Source organism: Streptomyces sp. NPDC048479 (assembly GCF_040651435.1).
In the GTDB taxonomy this organism is placed as follows: domain Bacteria; phylum Actinomycetota; class Actinomycetes; order Streptomycetales; family Streptomycetaceae; genus Streptomyces.
Window position 1 is genome coordinate 103,049 of record NZ_JBEZKA010000017.1, and the last position, 19,016, is coordinate 122,064.

17 protein-coding genes are annotated in these 19,016 nt (G+C 66.1%); 7 read left to right on the forward strand and 10 right to left on the reverse strand.

From position 1 onward, the window contains the following. Positions 1–89: 89 nt before the first annotated feature. The 5 genes from AB0D12_RS25345 to AB0D12_RS25365 form a co-directional block, all read right to left on the reverse strand. Positions 90–839, reverse strand: coding sequence for a YidC/Oxa1 family membrane protein insertase (locus AB0D12_RS25345; RefSeq protein WP_362687087.1), 750 nt, complete (start codon positions 837–839; stop codon positions 90–92). Positions 840–929: 90 nt separating this feature from the next. After that, positions 930–1,247 carry a DUF6412 domain-containing protein gene (locus AB0D12_RS25350; RefSeq protein WP_327323795.1) on the reverse strand — a complete coding sequence of 106 codons (318 nt, stop codon included), beginning with the start codon at positions 1,245–1,247 and terminating at the stop codon, positions 930–932. A 76-nt stretch (positions 1,248–1,323) separates the two neighbouring features. After that, on the reverse strand, positions 1,324–2,814 hold the full coding sequence (locus AB0D12_RS25355) for a sodium:solute symporter family protein (RefSeq protein WP_362687091.1): 1,491 nt from the start codon (positions 2,812–2,814) through the stop codon (positions 1,324–1,326). Further along, positions 2,811–2,999 (reverse strand): DUF3311 domain-containing protein, encoded by a 189-nt coding sequence (locus AB0D12_RS25360; RefSeq protein WP_362687094.1) that lies wholly within the window; start codon positions 2,997–2,999, stop codon positions 2,811–2,813. Before AB0D12_RS25360 ends, AB0D12_RS25355 begins: the two co-directional genes overlap by 4 nt. Positions 3,000–3,009: 10 nt before the next feature. After that, a complete protein-coding gene (locus tag AB0D12_RS25365; protein ID WP_362687357.1) occupies positions 3,010–3,789 on the reverse strand; it encodes a class E sortase in 780 nt (259 codons plus the stop codon). A 105-nt stretch (positions 3,790–3,894) separates the two neighbouring features. Between AB0D12_RS25365 and AB0D12_RS25370 the strand changes: the two genes are divergently transcribed. The 6 genes from AB0D12_RS25370 (at position 3,895) to AB0D12_RS25395 (ending at position 11,795) form a co-directional block, all read left to right on the forward strand. Continuing rightward, on the forward strand, positions 3,895–4,317 hold the full coding sequence (locus AB0D12_RS25370) for a DUF3592 domain-containing protein (protein ID WP_362687097.1): 423 nt from the start codon (positions 3,895–3,897) through the stop codon (positions 4,315–4,317). A gap of 28 nt (positions 4,318–4,345) precedes the next feature. Then, complete coding sequence (locus AB0D12_RS25375; protein ID WP_362687100.1) at positions 4,346–5,365, forward strand: SEC-C domain-containing protein; 1,020 nt, start codon at positions 4,346–4,348, stop codon at positions 5,363–5,365. A gap of 531 nt (positions 5,366–5,896) precedes the next feature. Then, complete coding sequence (locus tag AB0D12_RS25380) at positions 5,897–7,438, forward strand: ATP-binding protein (RefSeq protein WP_362687103.1); 1,542 nt, start codon at positions 5,897–5,899, stop codon at positions 7,436–7,438. Between the two features lie 9 nt (positions 7,439–7,447). Then, positions 7,448–10,378, forward strand: coding sequence for a Z1 domain-containing protein (locus AB0D12_RS25385; protein WP_362687106.1), 2,931 nt, complete (start codon positions 7,448–7,450; stop codon positions 10,376–10,378). Between the two features lie 331 nt (positions 10,379–10,709). Further along, complete coding sequence (locus AB0D12_RS25390; RefSeq protein WP_362687109.1) at positions 10,710–11,279, forward strand: HNH endonuclease signature motif containing protein; 570 nt, start codon at positions 10,710–10,712, stop codon at positions 11,277–11,279. A 36-nt stretch (positions 11,280–11,315) separates the two neighbouring features. Beyond that, positions 11,316–11,795: a very short patch repair endonuclease gene (locus tag AB0D12_RS25395; protein ID WP_362687112.1), complete on the forward strand. Its 480-nt coding sequence runs from the start codon at positions 11,316–11,318 to the stop codon at positions 11,793–11,795. On the opposite strand, the gene dcm (AB0D12_RS25400) is transcribed toward AB0D12_RS25395, so the two are convergent. Further along, positions 11,706–12,950, reverse strand: a complete 1,245-nt coding sequence (gene dcm, locus AB0D12_RS25400; protein ID WP_362687115.1) for a DNA (cytosine-5-)-methyltransferase — start codon at positions 12,948–12,950, stop codon at positions 11,706–11,708. The genes AB0D12_RS25395 and dcm (AB0D12_RS25400) overlap by 90 nt on opposite strands. Positions 12,951–13,042: 92 nt before the next feature. Further along, positions 13,043–13,741, reverse strand: a complete 699-nt coding sequence (locus tag AB0D12_RS25405) for an HNH endonuclease (protein WP_362687118.1) — start codon at positions 13,739–13,741, stop codon at positions 13,043–13,045. Positions 13,742–13,881: 140 nt separating this feature from the next. Here AB0D12_RS25405 and dcm (AB0D12_RS25410) point away from each other — a divergent pair, with 140 nt between their 5' ends. Continuing rightward, complete coding sequence (dcm, locus tag AB0D12_RS25410; protein WP_362687121.1) at positions 13,882–14,925, forward strand: DNA (cytosine-5-)-methyltransferase; 1,044 nt, start codon at positions 13,882–13,884, stop codon at positions 14,923–14,925. Here dcm (AB0D12_RS25410) and AB0D12_RS25415 read toward each other — a convergent pair. From AB0D12_RS25415 to AB0D12_RS25425, 3 genes are read right to left on the reverse strand one after another with little or no spacing between them, the layout of a single operon-like run. After that, positions 14,895–16,724, reverse strand: a complete 1,830-nt coding sequence (locus tag AB0D12_RS25415; protein WP_362687124.1) for a DEAD/DEAH box helicase — start codon at positions 16,722–16,724, stop codon at positions 14,895–14,897. The genes dcm (AB0D12_RS25410) and AB0D12_RS25415 overlap by 31 nt on opposite strands. Continuing rightward, entirely contained in the window at positions 16,724–18,163 is a 1,440-nt protein-coding gene (locus tag AB0D12_RS25420) for a hypothetical protein (protein WP_362687127.1), read from the reverse strand. Before AB0D12_RS25420 ends, AB0D12_RS25415 begins: the two co-directional genes overlap by 1 nt. 11 nt (positions 18,164–18,174) lie before the next feature. After that, positions 18,175–18,846, reverse strand: a complete 672-nt coding sequence (locus AB0D12_RS25425) for a hypothetical protein (protein ID WP_362687130.1) — start codon at positions 18,844–18,846, stop codon at positions 18,175–18,177. Positions 18,847–19,016: the final 170 nt, after the last annotated feature.

Sequence of the window (19,016 nt, forward strand, 5' to 3'; positions counted from 1 at the left end):
ATGGGTAGCGGCCATCGGGGGATCGGAGGATTGGCCGATCCTCCAAGACATCGGACCACTCTGCAAGACCCCGTTCACAACCTGGACCGTTACGCGGCGGTAGCAAGCGCGCCCGCGACAGGCATGTCCCGGTAGAGAAAGGCCCGCTCGACCGCCGTCCACGTCGTGGTGGTGACCACATAGAGCGCGGCGGCCAGCGGCACCCAGGCCACGGTCAGGAGCGTGGCGAAGGAGAGCAGCGGCATGACCTTCGTCATCGCGCCCATCGCGGCCATGCCCGGCATCTGCTGGTCGGACGAGAGCGGCGCGGCCGCCATCTGACGCTTCGTACGCCGGTAGTTGAAGGTGGCCACGGCGGCGACGATCGCGAAGAGCGCGACGTACACCAGTCCCGCGCCGCCGAAGACACCGCCGTGCGCGAGCGCGTCCGACCAGCGGTCGCCGAGGGGCGCGGCGCCGAGCGTGTGGCTGAGCAGACCGTTCGGCTCGCCGCCGATCCGCGTGCTGGAGAACAGGTGGTACATCAGGAAGAACGCCGGCAGCTGCAGCAGGCTCGGCAGGCACCCGGAGAGCGGCGAGACCTTCTCCTCGGCGTGCAGTTCCATGACCGCCTTCTGCATCCGCTCCGGGTTCTTGCCGTGCTTCTTGCGCAGCTCGGCGATCTGCGGCGAAAGCCTGGCCTTGGCCTTCTGGCCGCGGGCGGCCGCCCGGGAGAGCGGATGGACGGCGAGCCGTACGAGCGCGGTGAAGACGATGATCGCGGCGGCCGTGGCGGACGCGTGGAAGAGCGGCTGGAGCAGGTCGGCGAGGTGTGCGACCAGGCTGGCGAAAACGGACATGGGTGAGCCCTCCGAGGGTCTCGTCGTGCCGGGATGAGGACATGGCGGCATGACGACCCGCGAGGGGTGTTGTACGAGGTGGGGATACCCCTACGCGGCCGTCAGGAGGGAACGGCCGGGCGCTCGGGGCCGGGTCCGGCCCTTCGCGTCGGGGTCGCGCTGCGGCAGGAACGCGGTGCGTTGCTCGCGGTCGCGAATGGCGGTGCGGACCCGGGTGCGTGGCACGGCAGGCGCGCAGCGCGCGCTGATGACGGCGCAGACGACGAGCGCGGAACCGGCGGCAGCGGTGGCGGTCGCGGCGAGCGCCACCGCGGCGGAGAGGCTGCCTCCGTCGATCAGCAGCACTTCGACGAGGAGGAGGATCAGCAGCGCGGCGGGCCGGAGCAGCCGCGTCGTACGACCGGTCATGCTCCTCCTCTCACTCACGCACTCGTCACTGACGTACTCGCCACTGACGCACTCGTCGAATTCGAACCTCCAGCCGTTATACACGATCGGCATCGGGGAGCGGATCCTCCGCAAGCACGTCCTCGTCCGGCCGCGGATCACGATCGGGCGGACCGGCGTACGTCACCGCCAGCGCCACGACCAGGTTGGCGGCGAGCGCGACGATCCCCGCGTTGACGCCCCACACCGGATCGCGCCCGGTGAAGACCAGCACGCAGACGATCGCCACTCCGGCCGCGAGCCCGCTCACCACTCCGGCGAGGGTCAGCCGCCGCCAGACCAGGCCGAGCAGCAGCATCGGCAGGAGCTGCGCCATCCCTTCGTACGAGATGAGGGAGAGCCGTACGAGCGTGTTGGGCGCGGTGTACGTCAACAGCAGCGCGATCCCGCCCGCCACCACGACGACGGTCTGCGCCGCACCCTTCTGCCGCTGTCGTAGCCAGGGCGCGAGCGAGAGGACACTCCGCCCCCACATCGTCCCGATGACCAGCATGAAGACGGCCATCGGCACGATGGAGGAGAGCGCGGCGGCGACCCCGATGATCCCGACCGCCCAGGCCGGCAGCGAGTCGACGACCAGCTTGAACAGGGCCAGATTGGACTCCGCGCCGACGAGGCCGGGCACCACGAAGATCGCGGCCATGCCGAGCAGCATCGGGACGAAGAGCAGGACGTTGTAGACGGGCAGCCAGATGGCGTTGCGACGGAGCGCGTCCGCGTCACGGGCGCCGAGATAGCCGGCGACGGTGGTCGGGAAGATCACGACGGTGAGGGAGTTGAGGACGGTCGTCGTCGCGAACCAGGCCTCGCCGAACCCGCTGCCGCCGTGCCCGGGCAGGGTCAGCCACTCGCCCTTCTCGGCGACGAGCCGCCCGAGGAACGCTCCGTACCCGTCGAAGTAGTGCAGCGGCACATAGATCGCCAGGAAGGCGAGGGTGGCGATGACCAGACCGTCCTTGAGGACGGAGACCCAGGCGCTGCCGCGCAGGCCGCTCACCACCACAAAGCCGGTGGTGACGGCGAAGGCGAGGAAATAGCCCCAGTTGAGGCTGATCGCGCCGTACGAGATCGTCGAGACGACCACACCCATGCCGGTGATCTGCAGCTGGATGTAGGGCAGCAGGAAGACGGTCGCGAGTACGGCGACGACCGCGCCGAGCCAGGGCCGCCCGTAGCGGTGGGCGACCATATCGGTGATCCCCACGAGTCCGTGCTTGCGGCCGTAGTCCCACAACATGGGCCCGACCACATAGCCGACGGCGTAACCGCAGGACAGGTACGCGACCACATAGAGCACCGGCGACCCGTAGTTGTAGCCCCAGCCGGCGGCGCCGAGATAGCTGAAGCTGGTGTAGCCCTCGCCCGCCATCAGCACCCAGATGAAGACGGCGCCGAGGCTGCGCCCGCCGACGGACCACTCGGCGAGCCCACCGGTCCCGCCGCCGCGGCCGCGGACGGCGAGCAGCCCGAGGGCGACGGTCGCCACCATGAAGACGCCGAAGATCGACGTCGCGATCGCGCCGTTCACTTGTGATCCCCTCGCCAGGCCATCCACACGGCAAGGGGCGTGACGAGGGTCGCCCCGAGCAGCCATACGAAGAGGAACGGCAGTCCGAGGACGAGCGGCCGGACGCGGTTCACCAGCGGCAGCGCGCCGAGGAAGACGACGTACGGAACGAGCAGCCACAGCAGCTGAGGGCGACGTTTGAGCACGTCCGGGACCCTAGCGCGGCCGCATCGACGTCAACTTCCCCCACACGACGAGCCGGTACGTGGAGGAGTACTCCGGCGTGCAGGTGGTGAGAGTGAGGTAGTACCCGGGCGCGCTGTACCCGGCGCCGGTCTTCACGAGACTGCGCGGCACGGCCGCGATCACTCCGGTGTCCCGGCTCGAGGTCTGCGCCACCCTCTTGTCCACCACATACACGTAGACCCCCTCGCGGGTCTCGACCTGCACCTCGTCACCGCCGCGCAGCCGGTTGATGTACCGGAAGGGCTCGCCGTGGGTGTTGCGGTGCCCGGCGACGGCGAAGTTCCCGGCCTGGCCGGGCTGGGCGGTCTGCGGATAGTGCCCGACGTACCCCTTGTCGAGTACGCCCCTCTTCGCGATGCCCTGGGCTACGGGCGCGACGACGCCGAGCCGTGGGATGCGGAGGACGGCGTAGGCCTGGTCCCAGCGGGGAGCGCGGGCGGGCGGCGCGTCGGGCGCTTCGGTCCCGGTGCCGGTGCCGGTCTCCCCGGCGGTGGGCGTCCCGACCGGAACGGGCCGGCCCGGCACATCGACGGACCGCGCCTCCCCTTCCCCCTCTCCCCCTTCTCTCCCCCACTCCCGCTCCAGGGCCTGGACCTTGTGCTCGGCACCCTGCCGGGCCTGCCGATTGGTCCACCACAGCTGATGTACGACGAGGAGGAGTACGACGACCCCGAGGGTGACGGTGACCTCGGCGCTCGTCCACAGCCCACGGGCGAACCGGGCCCGACGCCGCGAGCCGCGCCCTTGCACCACGACCGGTATCCGTTCCCGCTCCCTCGCCCGCTGCCGCACGGCGGCACGATAGGTGCTGGTCCATCAACTCACCAGACCCACGACCTCCTACGATGGCGCCGTATGAGTCCCTTCTGGTTTCTGACCCTCGTACCCTTACTCGCAGGGCTGGCGATCTGCGCCGTACAAGGCACGAACTACATCCTTGCGGAGCTCGTACGCAGCACCGGCCGCAGCGCGCTCGGCACGGTGACGGGGCACATAGCCACGCGCGAGGCTTCCTACTCCACGGCTCATCCGGTCGTGCGCTGGACGACGGACGACGGCACGGAGGTCGAGCAGCCGCTGATCGACAGCAGCGGCAGCCCGCACCGGCTCCCCGAGGGCTCGCAGGTCCGCGTCCTCTACACCCCGCACAATCCGCAACACGCCCAGATCGACTCGCCGGCCGCCCGCTCGTCGGCGCTCCTCACGCTGGCCCTGGGCACGGCGCTCTGGCTCGGATCGCTCATGGCGGTACTCGTGAGAATCGGCTCATCCCTCTGAACCCCCGTACAGCAGTACCGTGTCCACCATGCGCCCCGACACGCCTGCCGATCACACCACCGAAGCCGAGCGCCTGCTGCGTACCGCGGCGCAGTACCCCGAGGACCATGAGCCACTGCTGCTCCAGGCCGCGGCCCACCTGGAACTGGCGGGCGACCGCGAACAGGCCTCCACCCTCTACGACCGCCTGCTCGCGGCCGACCCCGAGCGCCCTCTGCTGATCAAGGCCCTGCAGGCGGCGAACCTCTGGGAGTACGGCCACGAGGCGGAGGCCCGCGCCCTGATCACCGGCATCCGCACGGCGGCCCCGGCCGACCCGGCGCCCTGGGAGATCGTCGCGGAGACGCTGGAGTCCCACGACGAGCTCGAGGCGTCCCACGACTGCTTCACCGCGGCCCTCACCCTGCTCCTCCCCCCGGGCGAGGACGAGGTCTCCTACGCGACCCAGTCCCTCCTCACGGGCCGCCACCGCGTCCGCCGCCTCCTGGGCCTGCCGCACGACGAGCGGGACGCCCTGGCCGACACGATCCACACGTCCCACACGGCGGACATCTCGCTGGACGAACTCCACGACCCGAAGCGCCTGTGGGCCCTGGGCTCGGAAAACCCGGCCGAACTCAAGGCGGAAATCGCCCGCCTGAGGTCCGAACTGGGCTCGTACCGCTCGGCGTTGTCGCGCCCGTTCCCGGTGGCGGTCCTCCACTGGCCCGAGGACGAACTGAACGAACTGCTCGCGGCCTACCCCGAGTTGGAATCGGAGTACCCGACCCGGACGGCCCACCTGACGGACATCGAGGCCTCGCTGCGGGACCTGTCGTCGACGGGCACGGAGAACCTGGGCATCGTGACGGCGACGGTCCCGTCGTACGAGGCGTTCGCGGCCTCGGAACAGTCGTCACCGGCGAACGCGGACCTGCTCCCGCAGTACGCAACGACACTGGCGGCGAGGGGCCGAGCGGTGGCATGGCCGCCGGCGAAGGGGGCGGCGTGCTGGTGCGGGTCGGGGGCGGCGTACCGGGATTGCCACGGGACGCCCCACCAGTCATGAGCCTGTTCGGCCTGCTCATCAGCTCCGCCCTCGCACTCGGAGCCCGCGCGATTCACTCCGCCCCGCAGGGCCTGCGCGGCATGCGTCCGCTGGGCGTCCGGGCACCCGTACAAGGGGCGTCATAGCGCGCGGCCACCGCCTCGAGGGCCCCACCCCCAGGCTGGCATACCCTCTCAGGCCAGGTCTTTCGCCCTGCCCCCTGAACACCAACCACCACCCGGGGCTGCCCAAGGACACCTCGGTCAACAACGAGGGCCCCGACCCGCGCGGTGAAAGAACACGAATAAGACGTACACGCCACGTCCGATGATGGCGTAGGGCGTCTCGCTACGTGTGTTCGCCCGTGGCGCTGGCGGTATACGCAGCACTCTGAGCCTGCACCTGGCGCCAATCTCCATGCGATTGGGCCCATATCAGCGTAACCGTCTGCCCTTTCCCACTCACTTACAGTACTTTCACATTGAACGTTGCCGTCCGACTGGCCCACTCTGTCCCCCACACAGACCCAGTCCCTGTGTGCAAGGAAGATCCATGCCTTACGAGCCTGGTGCCGGCTGGCAGTACGACGTCCCGACGAGCGGCAGCAAGCGACTCCCGCCTGCGGCTCGCTACATCGAGTCCCTGACCCATCAGGGATACGGCTTCGAAGCCGCCATCGCGGACCTAGTCGACAACTCCATCGACGCGGGCGCGCACAACGTCGTCATCAGCTTCCTGCGCGACGAGGACCATCTCGTCTCGCTACTCGTCATCGACGACGGCGGCGGAATGAACGACGAGCAGGTGGATGTCGCCATGACCGTCGGTGGCCGCCAGGGCTACGCCGCCTCCGCGCTCGGCCACTTCGGCGCCGGCCTGAAAGCAGCTTCGCTCTCGCACGCCGACGCGCTCACAGTCATTAGCCGTACCAAGCGCAGCCCGTCCACGGGTCGGCGCTGGCTGACCACCCGGGCACAAGCTGACTTCAGTTGTGACATCGTCGACGCCAAGTACTGCCAGGATCTAATCGACCGGTACGACGGCGTGATCGGCTGGCACGGCACAATCGTGCGCTGGGACGGCGTCCGTTCTTTCGAGACCATCACCGCCGGCCAGACCGACCGGTTCCTCAACGAGACGATCGAGCGGCTGGAGACCCACTTGGGGCTCTACCTGCACCGGTTCCTGGGCCGCGAGGGCTTCCACGTGGACATCGTCGTCGAGGATGTCAGTACCCGCGACGAGCTCGACCACCGGGGCATCGAGGCAATCGACCCCTTCGGCCACCGCGTCACTGGACGCGCCGGGTACCCGCGTACGTACACCGCGCCCATCGAAGGTGTCGGTGAACTGCGGATGTCCGCGCACATCTGGCCGCCAAAGTCCCCGCTCGTCGCATACCGCGGCATCGGAGCGCTGACCGAGCGCCAGGGGTTCTATATCTACCGCAACGACCGCCTCGTCCAGGCCGGCGGCTGGAACGGCACGCGCAGTGGCGAGACACACCACAACCTGAGCCGTATCGCCATCGATCTTCCGCCCCAACCCAACGACGTCTTCTCCCTTACCGTCAAGAAGGACGGTGTGAACGTCACTCCGGCATTCGCCCGCGGCTTGGAAAAGGCCACGGATGCCAACGGCCACACCTTCGCCGCGTACCTCGCTGAGGCCGAGACGACCTACCGTGAGGCCGCGCGCCGCTCATCTGAGGTGCACCGCAAGGAGGCCGTCCCGCCAGGCAAGGGCATAGACCCCAGGCTGAAGCGCACGCTGCGCGACGAGCTGCCGGAGCTGGAAGGCGAGGATCCGATCACCTTTCGATGGGAGGCCCTCCCGGAGGAGGTCTTCTTCGACATTGTCCGGGAGGAACACGTCGTACGCCTCAACAAGGAGTACCGGCAGGCCTTTAACGGCGACCGGCGAGCCGGATCGAACGATGCTCCCGCGCTCAAGGCCATGCTCTATTTGATGCTGGAGAAGAACTTCCGGATGGGCCGCTCCAGTGCCCAGCGTGATGACGAGATGGCTCTGTGGAACAGCGTCCTGCTCTCGGCCGCCCGCTGTGAGATCTCCCGCTTCGAGAACGACCGCTGAGGACCCCAGATGCCCGACCACATGCTCAATCTGCACGGCGACGTGCTGGCCGCGATGCGACGCGGCCCCAAGCCGTTCTCCAAACTGGCCTTCGCACTCTCCGAGGCAGAAGAGCCCACTGACGCCACCCTCACTCACTTCCAGGACCGCCTGGTGACCTCCTCCACCGGCGACGAACTCACCACACTGTGGCACCGAGCCCTCACCGCCTGGGATCTCGATGAACATGCCACTTGGTCGGACTCCCCGCCGCGTACGGAAGAGAGGCGCGCCGATACGTACAGCCGGCTCGACTTCGGCGCCGAACTGCGCAAGGCGCTGGATACCATCACCCCAGTCTTCAAGGAGCCGGGCGCGGTCATTATCAGCAAGAATTTCGAAGCCTGGTACACCCGTGAGTCGGCGGCCAACCGCTCCTTCTACTGGGCTTCGTATGAGCGGCTGCTGCGCCGCAAAGGCTGGAGCGACGCGGCCATCTGCTCACTGGACGAGGCGTCGCACGCGGTCGTCGAACGCCTCTCGGACCCGACGCGCATGGAGGCATACCGGGCCCGGGGGCTGGTTGTCGGATACGTGCAGTCCGGCAAGACCGCCAACTTCACAGGTGTCACGGCCAAGGCCATCGACGCCGGCTACCGCCTGGTCATCGTCCTGGGCGGCACCCTCAACCTGCTGCGCGGACAGACGCAGCGCCGCCTCGACATGGAACTTATCGGCCAGGAAAATATCCTGCGCGGCGCCGACCCTCAGGATCTGGATGCGCTGGTGGGCGTCGATTACCAGGACGACGAGGACTGGCCGACCGAGTTCGTCTCCCACGGCGGCCGTCCATCCACGCTCGGCGCCTTCGACATCGAGCGCCTCACCACTCGCGAAGTCGACTACAAGTCGCTGCTGGGCGGTATCCGCGCCCTCGAATTCGAGAAGCAGGCCCGCCCACTCCCCCTCCATGCCCCGGAGAATCTGCACCACGCGGCAGCCCGCGTCATGGTCGTCAAAAAGAACAAGTCAGTGCTGACGAAGCTCGTTCAGGACCTCAGAAGGATCGGCCCGATTCTCGGAGAGATCCCGGCCCTGATCATCGACGACGAATCGGACCAGGCATCCGTCAATACAACGGACCCGAAGAAGTGGGAGGCCGGCAAGGTCACGCGGTCGGCCATCAACGGGCAAATCTCCGACCTGTTGAAGCTTCTCCCCCGCGCTCAGTACGTCGGCTACACGGCAACCCCCTTCGCCAACGTCTTCGTTGACCCGGGGGACGGCGAGAACATCTTCCCGCGCGATTTCCTGATCTCCCTGCCGCGGCCTTCGGGTTACATGGGCGTCCAGGACTTCCATGACCTCGACGGCTCCAACAGCAACGCCGAGGAAACCTATATCCGTGGCATTTACGACGCCACGGGCGATCGTCTCCAGGAGGCGATGGACTCCTTCCTCCTGACGGGCGCCCTGAAGCTGTACCGCGCCGACCACGACGTGCCGGAAGGCCCCTTCCGCCACCACACGATGCTCGTTCACGAGTCCGTCCGGACGAACGACCACGCGGAGCTCGCTCTGCGCATCAACACCATGTGGCACCAAGCGGCCTACACGGGCCCGGCCGGCCACGCCCGCCTGGAGGCGCTGCTCACAGCTGACTTCCAGCGGTACACCGACGAGGACCTGCCCACCCCAGCCTCGTACGCCGATCTGAAGCCCTACGTCTCCCGGGCTCGACAGCTCATCAACTCGGGCGGCAATCCGGTCATCGTCGTCAACGGCGACACCGATAGGTACTTCTCCCAGATCGACCTGGACTTCGACCGCACCCCGCATGTCTGGAAGATCCTGGTCGGCGGCACAAAGCTGTCTCGCGGCTTCACGGTGGAGGGCCTCACGATCACCTACTACCGCCGCACCACACAGCAAGCCGACACCTTGATGCAAATGGGCCGCTGGTTCGGCTTCCGTCCGGGGTACCGCGACCTGGTCCGCCTCTTTATCGGCCGCGAGGAGCCGCTGACCAGAACGAAGACCGTCGATCTTTACGAGGCGTTCGAGGCAATATGCCGGGACGAGGAGGCGTTCCGCGCGGAACTGTCCCGCTATGCGACTCTCATCGACGGCAAACCGCAGGTAATCCCCGCCCAAATCCCGCCACTGGTCTCGCAGCACCTGCCCTGGATCAAGCCGTCAGCCCGGAACAAGATGTTCAACGCCGAACTGGTGGAGATACGGAAGCCGGGAGAGTTGGTGGAGCCGACCGCCTATCCGGAGACGACAGCGGACCTGCGGCACAACGCGGAACTGTGGCGGCCGATTCTCACAGGTCTCAGCCAGGACCCCGTACCGTTCGTCCACCTCCCTGCCAGCGACCGCGGTGACTACACGACGTACGCCGCAAAGACGTACGTCATCCCTCACAGCCAGCTGCTGGACATCATGAGCGGACTGATCTGGGCGCGGCCTGAACTCTTCGCTCCTCATCTGCAATACCTGCGGGACGCCTCCGGTGCGGATTGCGGCACGGATGACTGGGTCGTCATCGCGCCCCAGACAAAGGATGCAAGGTCTGCTTCGGCCAGCATCCTCGGCAGTGCTCCCATCAGCCTCGTCCAGCGAAGCCGCAAAGCGGGCATCTTCAACCGCATCTCAGGTATGGCCCACCGCCAGTCCGCTGAGCGCATCGCTGGTGCACTCCCGCTCGTCGACGACGATCCGTACGCCAGCGAGTTTCACCGGTCCCGCCGGGGCGCGATCCTGCTCTACGCCGTGGTTGATAAAGAACTAGGAGAGCCCGCCTCGATCATTTCCAACGGCCAGGCAGACCCGGGCAAGCTAGTTATCACCGCCTCGTTCGTCGCAGCTAGGGACCGTCACGCTCCTGCTGTCCCCCTGGTCCGCTTCCGTACCATCGACTCATCCCGTGAGGGCGAGGCTGTCATCGATGCGCGGTGAGCAGTGAACCTTCCCAACGAGCAACCGAATTCGCAGGACGACATGCCACAGGAGAATGAGCCCCGCACCCTGCCAGCTCCGGACAGCCAGGAGCTGCAAGACCTGGTCCCAGAGGCCGAAACGCGCGCCGTGTACAAAGTGCTCTATGAGTCGCGCGACGCCCCTCTGGAGATGGGTGCTATCAGGGAGCGTGTAACAGCTCTCACTGGTAAAGCCAACCTCCAGATGGATCGGCGGCTTCGCTCGCTACGCACTCACTTCGACGTACCTGCGACCCGGGTGCCCGGCCAAAGGAACCGGTTCGCTTATCCCCTCCTCAGCTGGAAGCCTGATGCCCGGTCAGCGGAGCGGTCGTAAAGCCATCCGCGCGTCGGACCGCGCTCTCACCTTCCACACCTACGGCAACCGTTGCGCGGCGTGTGGCCGCACGCCGAAGGATGACCAGGTCAAGCTCGTCATCGATCACAAGGTCCCACTGGACCTCGGGGGCACCAACGACCCGGACAATCTTCAGCCCCTCTGCGAGGAAGACAACCACGCCAAGCAGGCTCTTTTCGCAGATCATGAAGAGAATGCCGCAGCCCTGCGCACATCACTGAGCCTGCCTGAAGTCCATATGCGCATCGGCGAGCTACTGAAGTCCATGGAGGGGCAAAACGTCCCAAAAGAACTCATCATGCTTGTTGCGCGAGAAGAGAATCATGGCGACCCGACCAAACGGATGCGTGAATTGCGGGCGCTGGGCTGGAGTATCAAGAACCTCAAGCGGCGGGAGGGCCGCAAGGTCCGGTCCTTCTATCGCCTTGAACACTGGGAGCCCTGGCCCCGCGGCGGGCCACAGGCGGCAGTAGTCAGACTGGAACGAGAGCGCAAAGGCTCCAAGCGTGTGCAGGACGACTGAGACCACCCCTAGACGACAGACCGCAGGAGCAAGCAGTTGAACGATCCCCAGCCCTGGACCCCGCCAGAAGGCTCCTGGGCGTCATCTGCGGGGAGACGCCGGAACATGCAAGCGATCCGCAGCCGGGACACCCAGCCGGAACGGCTGCTTCGCCGGCTGCTGCACGCCCAGGGGCTGCGGTACCGGGTGGCGGCCAAGCCTCTTCCCGATCTGCGACGGACGGCAGATATCGTCTTCCGCCCCACGAAGGTGGCCGTATTCATCGACGGCTGCTACTGGCACGGCTGCCCCGAACACTACGTTCCGCCGAGAACCAATCCGGGCTACTGGTCAGACAAGGTCGCGGGCAACATGGCCCGCGACCGTGACACTGACCGCCGTCTCACCGAAGCTGGCTGGACGGTTCTGCGCTTCTGGGAACACGAGTCACCCGAGGAGTGCGCGAGCACTGTCCTCCGCGTCGTCTTCGATCGTCGGAAGCGCCTGCTGGAGCGGAAGCTCAGCAGCGACGAGTGACGGGTCGTCCTCCGGCTCAAAGCCAGGGTTGGGGTCTTCGAGCAGCGGCCCAGTGCGCAGCAGAGCCTCCTTGATGCGCTCACCCACCGCCGCAGCAACGGGCGGCGGGAAGGCGTTACCCACCTGCCTATAGCGAGCGGTCTTACCGCCGCCAGTGAACTTCCACTCCTCAGGAAAGCCCTGAATGAGTGCCGCCTGCTCAACCGTGAGCTTAGGCCCTCTCTTTTTCTCCAGATTGCCGAGGTCGCGATCAGGGTCGGTCATCTTGTCCTCGTCGTTGGCCACGCCCATACCATCAACGCCAAGCGCTGCCCATGCCTTCTTCGCCCTCGTGGGGCCAAGATCCGCTCCACCGTGTTTCTTGGATCCACCGACGAGCGTGGGAGCGACTGTCCCGAGTTCCGCCTGGCGCAGCCACTCCTTGAATCGGGGAGAGTCTTCGCCACCAAGCCTCCTCTTCATGGATGGTGTCAACTTCTCCGCGACCGTGACGATCTCCCCCTCCGGCTCCGGCCACTCGAATCCCCGGTAGTCGTCCTCATGGATTGCGACCAGGATGGCCCGCGGCCTGAGCTGAGGCACGCCGTAGTCCCGAGCTTCCAAGACCCGCCAACCACAGATCACGTAGCCAGCCTTGCGCAACCGGTTCTTGATGTGGTTGCGGTAGTAACGGAACTTACGCTCGGGCTCGACCAACCCTCGCACGTTCTCGATCATGACCGCACGCGGCTGCAGCTGCTCCACGAGGTCAAGCATCCTGGGAAACAAATCACGATCATCTTCACGGCCGAGCTGCTTCCCTGCCGCCGAGAACGGCGGGCACGGCACGCCACCAGCGAGGAGATCAAGCTGTCTCGGCTTGATCAGCTCCGCTTCATCAGACGGGCCACGCTTGCTCTTCTCGTGCGCGTCAGGAGCGGGCACCTCTTCGAGCGGGTGGAAATCCTTCACGTCCGCTTCGCGGACGAGGCAGTGCTCCTGCTCCCAGCTCCACGCCGGCCGGTCCTTGATGTTGTTCCTGAGCGTTGCCGCAGCGTGCTTGTCGATCTCGACCAGTGCCAGATGCCGGAAGCCAGCCTGGTGGAGACCTACAGCTTGGCCACCGGCTCCCGCGCAGATCTCAATCGAGGTCAGCTTGCGGTCGGTGGTACCCATTGGCCCCTCCAGGTGCGGTGTTAACAGACACGCAAGTGTCGCATCCCGCACTGTCAGGAATCACGAGATCGGCCGCACGCCACTTCCGGCGGTCAGCCCCTCATGAGTGCTTCCAGGTCACTCTCCAGCTGTTCACGCACAGCGGCCGGGAGCTGCCGGTACATGCCCCACGCCTTCTCCGCTGCGCTCAGCGGACGGTGGTCGACCTTCATCCATGCCAGCAGGTCGCGCTTACCACGTGCCGGGAGCTCCTTCATCCGGTCCCAGACCTGCTCCTTGGTCATCTGCACACCAGTGAGGTGTTTCACTGATTCGTTGCAGCGGGCGCACTCCGTGATCAGATCCTCGGCATTCGCCCCACTACCAGACTTGTGCGGATTGACATGGCCAAGGGTGAGACGCGCATGGGCACGCGGATCGTCGGCGTATGCCTCACCCGCAGCGACTCCGCAGCGACGGCACATGTGGCCGTCCCGTTCGTACACGTAGCGCCTCGTCTTCGCGCTGATCTGGCGCAGACCGGCCGCGCGGTGCTCCGGCTCCCAGATCGGCAGCCCGACCTTCTCCAGGTACAGCTGGTCAGGCTGAAGGCTGGGCTTGTCGCGATACGTCAGAATCACCCACCCCGCGGGGCGCAGGTCGCGCATGCGACGGTCAACCTGCTCGGTCCCCCTGACCGCCTTCCGGATCCGGGCCTTAGAGAACTTTCCGCCCTCGCCGACCTCGTCACGCAACCACAGCGCGACGCGGACGCGGGCTCCGAGTGATTCGTTCTCCCAGCTCAGCCCCATGTCGACCACAGTTTCACCAATCGCTCAAAAATCCGAAAGCTAGCCCCTTCGAGTGAAGAGAGTATCTTGCCGCCACTTGCCGCGGCAAGTGGCGGCAAGCTGGCCTCACTGGAATCAGACGGACCACCTGCGAGGCACACATGACACTCCCCGCTCACGAGAACACCACCCCCCTGTCCTGCGTGGAGATCTGCGCGGGCGCGGGTGGCCAGGCTCTCGGTCTCGAGGAGGCAGGTCTCAGCCACCAAGCACTCGTCGAAATCGACCCAGACGCGTGCCAGACTCTGAGGGCGAACCGGCCTCAATGGAACGTCCTCCAGGCAGATGTCCGCGGGGTAACCCCCGCAGCACTGCTCAACGGACGAGGGCGCCCGGACCTCCTTGCCGCCGGAGTCCCCTGCCCTCCGTTCTCCCTTGCCGGAAACCAACTAGGTTGCGGTGATGAGCGCGACCTATTCCCTGCCGCGCTCACGCTCATCCAGGCGCTTAAGCCCAGGGCCGTGATCATCGAGAACGTAAAAGGGTTACTCCAGGAGAAGTTCAGGGACTACCGAGCGAGCATTCTCCAGCGCCTGGCAGATTCGGGATACAGAGCCGAGTGGCGGCTGTTGAACTCCTGCGATTTCGGTGTCGCCCAGCTTCGCCCTCGTGCCGTTCTTGTCGCATTGAGGCCAGACGTCTCCGGCTATTTCCGCTGGCCCGAACCCAGCACGCCAACGGGCGCGTCCCCGCTCGTCGGTGACGTCCTCCGAGCGTCGATGGCTTCCAGAGGCTGGGAACTCGCGGAGTTCTGGGCAATGCAAGCTCAGCGCATCGCTCCGACGCTCTGCGGCGGTTCGAAGAAGCACGGCGGTCCCGATCTCGGACCATCGCGCGCCAGGCAAGCGTGGGCGGAGATTGGAGTGAACGGCGCCGGCGTTGCCGATCTCCCTCCTTCTCCCGGCGATCCCCTGCCGGTCAAACTTACGATCGCTCAGATGGCTCTGCTTCAGGGCTTCCCGCCAGACTGGATATTCGAGGGCCGTAAGACCTCCGCATACCGGCAGGTAGGGAACGCATTCCCCCCACCTGTCGCAGAAGCGGTGGGCAGAAGCATCGCCAAGGCGTTGGTACGGGCGGACAGCACTCGCCTCGCCCGACCACCAGCGAGCGCTCAGCGCAACCGCGCCGGCACCCCCATGTGACTCAGCAGGGCCGCCATATCGCTCGGCGCCAGTCCTGCGGCCACAGACGGCTCTTCCTCAAGGTCCGCGAGCTGCTGCACTGACGGATCGTCGAGGATCTTGCCCATGAAGTCGAGCTTCCGTTCCAGCCGGGTCATGACGACTTCGTCGATGGTGTTCCTGGCGACCAGCACCGTGGCGTTCGTATCTGTATCGGGGGCAAGCCCCAAGCGGTGAATCCGGTCCATGCTCTGAAGAAATCGCCCAGCCATGAAGTCACGGTCCACATAAACTGCGTCGTGGCACACCTGATGCAGGCTGATGCCCTCGCCCAGCGTCGCTGGGTTGGAGATCAGCACCATGCAGTCGGGATCTTCCCGGAAGCGCCGCAGTTGCTCCTCGCGATCGGCGGTTCCGCCATACACCACCGCGGGCCCGAACTTGCCCAGCAGCTTCTCCAACGTAGTGAGGCTCCTAACGAAAGTCGTCCAGACGAGCGTCTTACGGCCCCGCTCCGCATTCTCCGCGACTATGAGCGCCGCCTCCTGGTACTTGGGGGACATCTCATGGTCAGGGAGGTTCTGCATCAGTGTGTACAGCGAGCTTCCCTGCGGTACCTCCAGCGGCGGCAGCTGATAGGCCAGCGGGTCATGACGATTCGCTCCTTCTGCCAGGAGCGCCGGACATACAGCAGCCATCAGCAGGCGAAGAGCAGTCTTGCCGAGGGAGCTGAGGTCGTCCCGGGCCGCACAACTCCCTTCACCGCCGACCAGCGAGGTATAGATCTCTTCGTGCAGGGGCGGCATGTCGACGTACCGCATCTGGAGCGACATCGGCGGCAGCCCAAGTTCCTGCTTGGTCGTACGAGTGAAGAGGGGCCGCAGCACCGAGCTCGCGTAGGCGAGGTCGCCACCAGCGACGGCACGCGAGACGGTCGTCTGGCCATGCCCAGGCCAGACAAAGCCAAGGAGATTCTCCAGATCCTTGGCACCGTTCGGGGCCGGCGTACCAGTCAGAATCAGTCGACGCCGCGCCAGGGGACCGAGAGCCATACAGGCGGCGCCGTAGGTCCCGCGGGCACCGAGCTTCATGCGGTGCGCCTCATCGAGGATGATCATCGCTGGTCCGGCCTGGAGCCACGTCGCCAAAGTAGTGAGCGAGCGGTCCAGTCGCTCGTAGTTGACGATCAGCACCTCCGCCCACTGGTCATACGCTCTATCCAGGATGTCCGTACGCAGGGGGTGCCTGAAACAGACGGCGCTCTCGTACTGCCACGACTCATACGCGGACTTCGGGCACACGATGAGCAGCCGACGGGCCTTTCCTTGTGTCTTCTGCGTGGCATACAGCGCGAGTCCTACGCGCGTCTTGCCGGCGCCGGGAACACTGAAGTTGGCCCCGTGCTGAAGCGAGAGCAGCTTGGCGACATCCCGCCGCTGAAAGTCACTGAGATCACCCTTCCACTCGTCCCCAAGGAGGAAGGGAACATCATCCGGAGTGATCTCTCCGTGGTGTTCCGGCTTGTCAAGGCGCTGCTTGACCACCTCGGCGTCCTGAAGGACGCCGACGACCAGCTCTTGCAATTCCGGTGCCCAGTACACACCCGCCGGGTGTGGCCAAGACGAGAGGGCGTTCAGCCCCCCCAGCCAGTCATTCAGCTCAACAACGGCGGCAAGCGGGCCAAGTTGGCCGCCCGAACGAAAACGGGCGGTCAACTGGACAAGGTCGTCGCGGTACCGGTCAGTTGTCCTCAGGACGACTTTGGTACGTGTCTCATCGAAACCAAGGCGGAGCGAGGTCTCAGCGGCGGCCTCCGTCATCAGGACGCCTCAAGAGCGGCAGCTTCAAGCAGCCAAGCAACGCCGTCGCCATGGTGCGCAGACCCGCGGCCGGCCTGCTGCGCAAGCCGGCGCAGGCTCTCCCGCAGGTTCAGGACCGCCTCGTCGAACGCCTCCTCATCGAGGCTGCGCGACGCGCGGGCCTGCACGAGCTCCACGACACACTGGTCGATGTCGGCACAGGCGTCTGCGAGCCGGGCTGGCGCCATCTGCTTGCGCTTCTTCAGACGGGCATCACGACCGGCGGCGTCAATCGCCTTGTCAAACGCGTCCTTGACCCCCTCGAACACTCCTTGGGCCTCGCGCTTCTCCTGCTCCGGAACCGTGGGAGCAGTCGTGACTGCCGTGGCCTTGGCACGCAGCACCTGGTCATTGAGCGCACGAGCGGCGGAAACCGCAGAAGTGGCTCCGGGAACCGTCACTCCGCCGAGGCCGGGCACAGCCACAGCCGACTGCTCCTCCGTCGGCGCGCTCAGGCTCGCTGGGATCGTTCGTGACAGATAGCGCTCCCGGAAACTCTCATCGATATGACGGACATCCGTCTTCGCGAAGCCAAGGACGATCGCGGCCATCCGGAGCTCCTTGAGCACGTCCGCCCCGTCAGGTTCGACAGCCGCGAGCTTCTCGTGCGCGCGGTGCAACTCCTTGAGCTTCTCCTGGTGATCCTCAAAATCCACCAGCCGCAGCCCGATGCCTCCGCCGCTCTTGCTGCGGTCGATCTGCTCCCGGATGGTGCTGAGAATCCAGCGCTCCTGCTGGTACGTGGAGGCCCGGATACGGAAGTCTTTAGCGATCGCCTCGGGCGACCGCCCCAGCGCGGCTTGCTCCTCCATCGCGAGCAGACGGTTGATATACGAGTAATCGCGCCGGTGATCGCGACGAAGCTGGAGAGACAGCTCCACCGCATTGATATCCGCCCAGATGAACGACTCCGGCAGGACACCGACCCGCATCGTCTGCTGACCCAGTTCGCGGAGCGCAGCTGCGCGCGTGTTGCCGTTCACCAGGATCCCGTGATGGGTAATCAGCCCAGGATCGTTCTGCCCGAACTTCTGCAGATCCTCCTTGAGTTTGTCGAAGTCCGGGTCGCGCCGACTCGGATTCGCCGGGTCGGCCTGGAGCAGGAACGGGAGATAGTCCTCCTGGCTCTCGACGCCCCAGGGGTCCTTGCTGAGAACCTCATCCTTGGCCGGGTTGTGGCTACGCTGCGCCCTGATGCGATGCGTTCCCGGGTTGTAGTAGACGGCTCCGACGGGGCAGTCGATTACTTCGCAGTGGAGGGGCTGGCCATTCCAGTCCACAGTCACGGTCTCCCGGGTACCGCCGGAGGTCCTCACGTCCTCCAGGCGCCTCTTCACCAGCTCGCTGAACTCATCAGCGCGCGGTGGCGGCGGGAACTCCTGCATCATCTGCTTCTGCATCTCCTCGTCAGCTACTTACTCATACCGTCGATGGCATCCTGGACGGCACTGCGGGCATCGCCAGGCAGTGTGCGGTACTCACCCCAGAGCCTCTCCATCGGGCTCGGCTCCCGGCGGTCGGCCTCCAGCCAGCCGGCGAACACCTCGAGCTCCAGCGCCGAGAGCTTCTCCAGAGTTCCGATGACTCCGGCCAGATCCGCAGTGCGGCCTCCGCTGCCGACCCGGCACCTGTTGCACTCGGTCACCAACTGCATCTGCGTCGTCCCGTCCGGCATCAGTACCTTGCGTCGCGCCACGTCGAGCTGGGCGTCCTGACCGCCGTCAGCGTAGGGCTCACCGGCGCCGATGCCACATGAGCGACAGAGGAAACCGTCATCCAGCATCACCTTGTTCCGCTGCGTATCAGTGAGGCTGGCCTTTTCCTTCGGCGCCTTAGACTGCCCAGGGAGCCACACCGGCGCGCCGATCTTCACAAGGCGCTGCTCATCCGCGTTCAGCGACGGGTCCTGACGGTTGGTGTCGATTTGCCAGCCACGGTCGCGCAAATCCCGCACGCGTCGGTCAATCTGCGCCACATCCGGGAAAGCCGCGCGCAGTTCCGCCTTCGTGAACTTCCCGTCCAGGCCTACCTCATCACGCAGCCACAACCCCGCGCGGATCATGCTTCCCGGCTTCTCTGCCACCCTGAGACCTCCGCTCAACGCACACCCTGTGGAGCCATGCCGGGGCCCGCAAGGCCCCGTGCTGCACGGCGTCACCCGGAATTGCCTTCCGGCTGAGCACCCATTTAGCAGGGGCGATGGATCTGGCGTCTACCCAGATCTCACCTTGCGCGCTAAGAAGTCAAAACCCC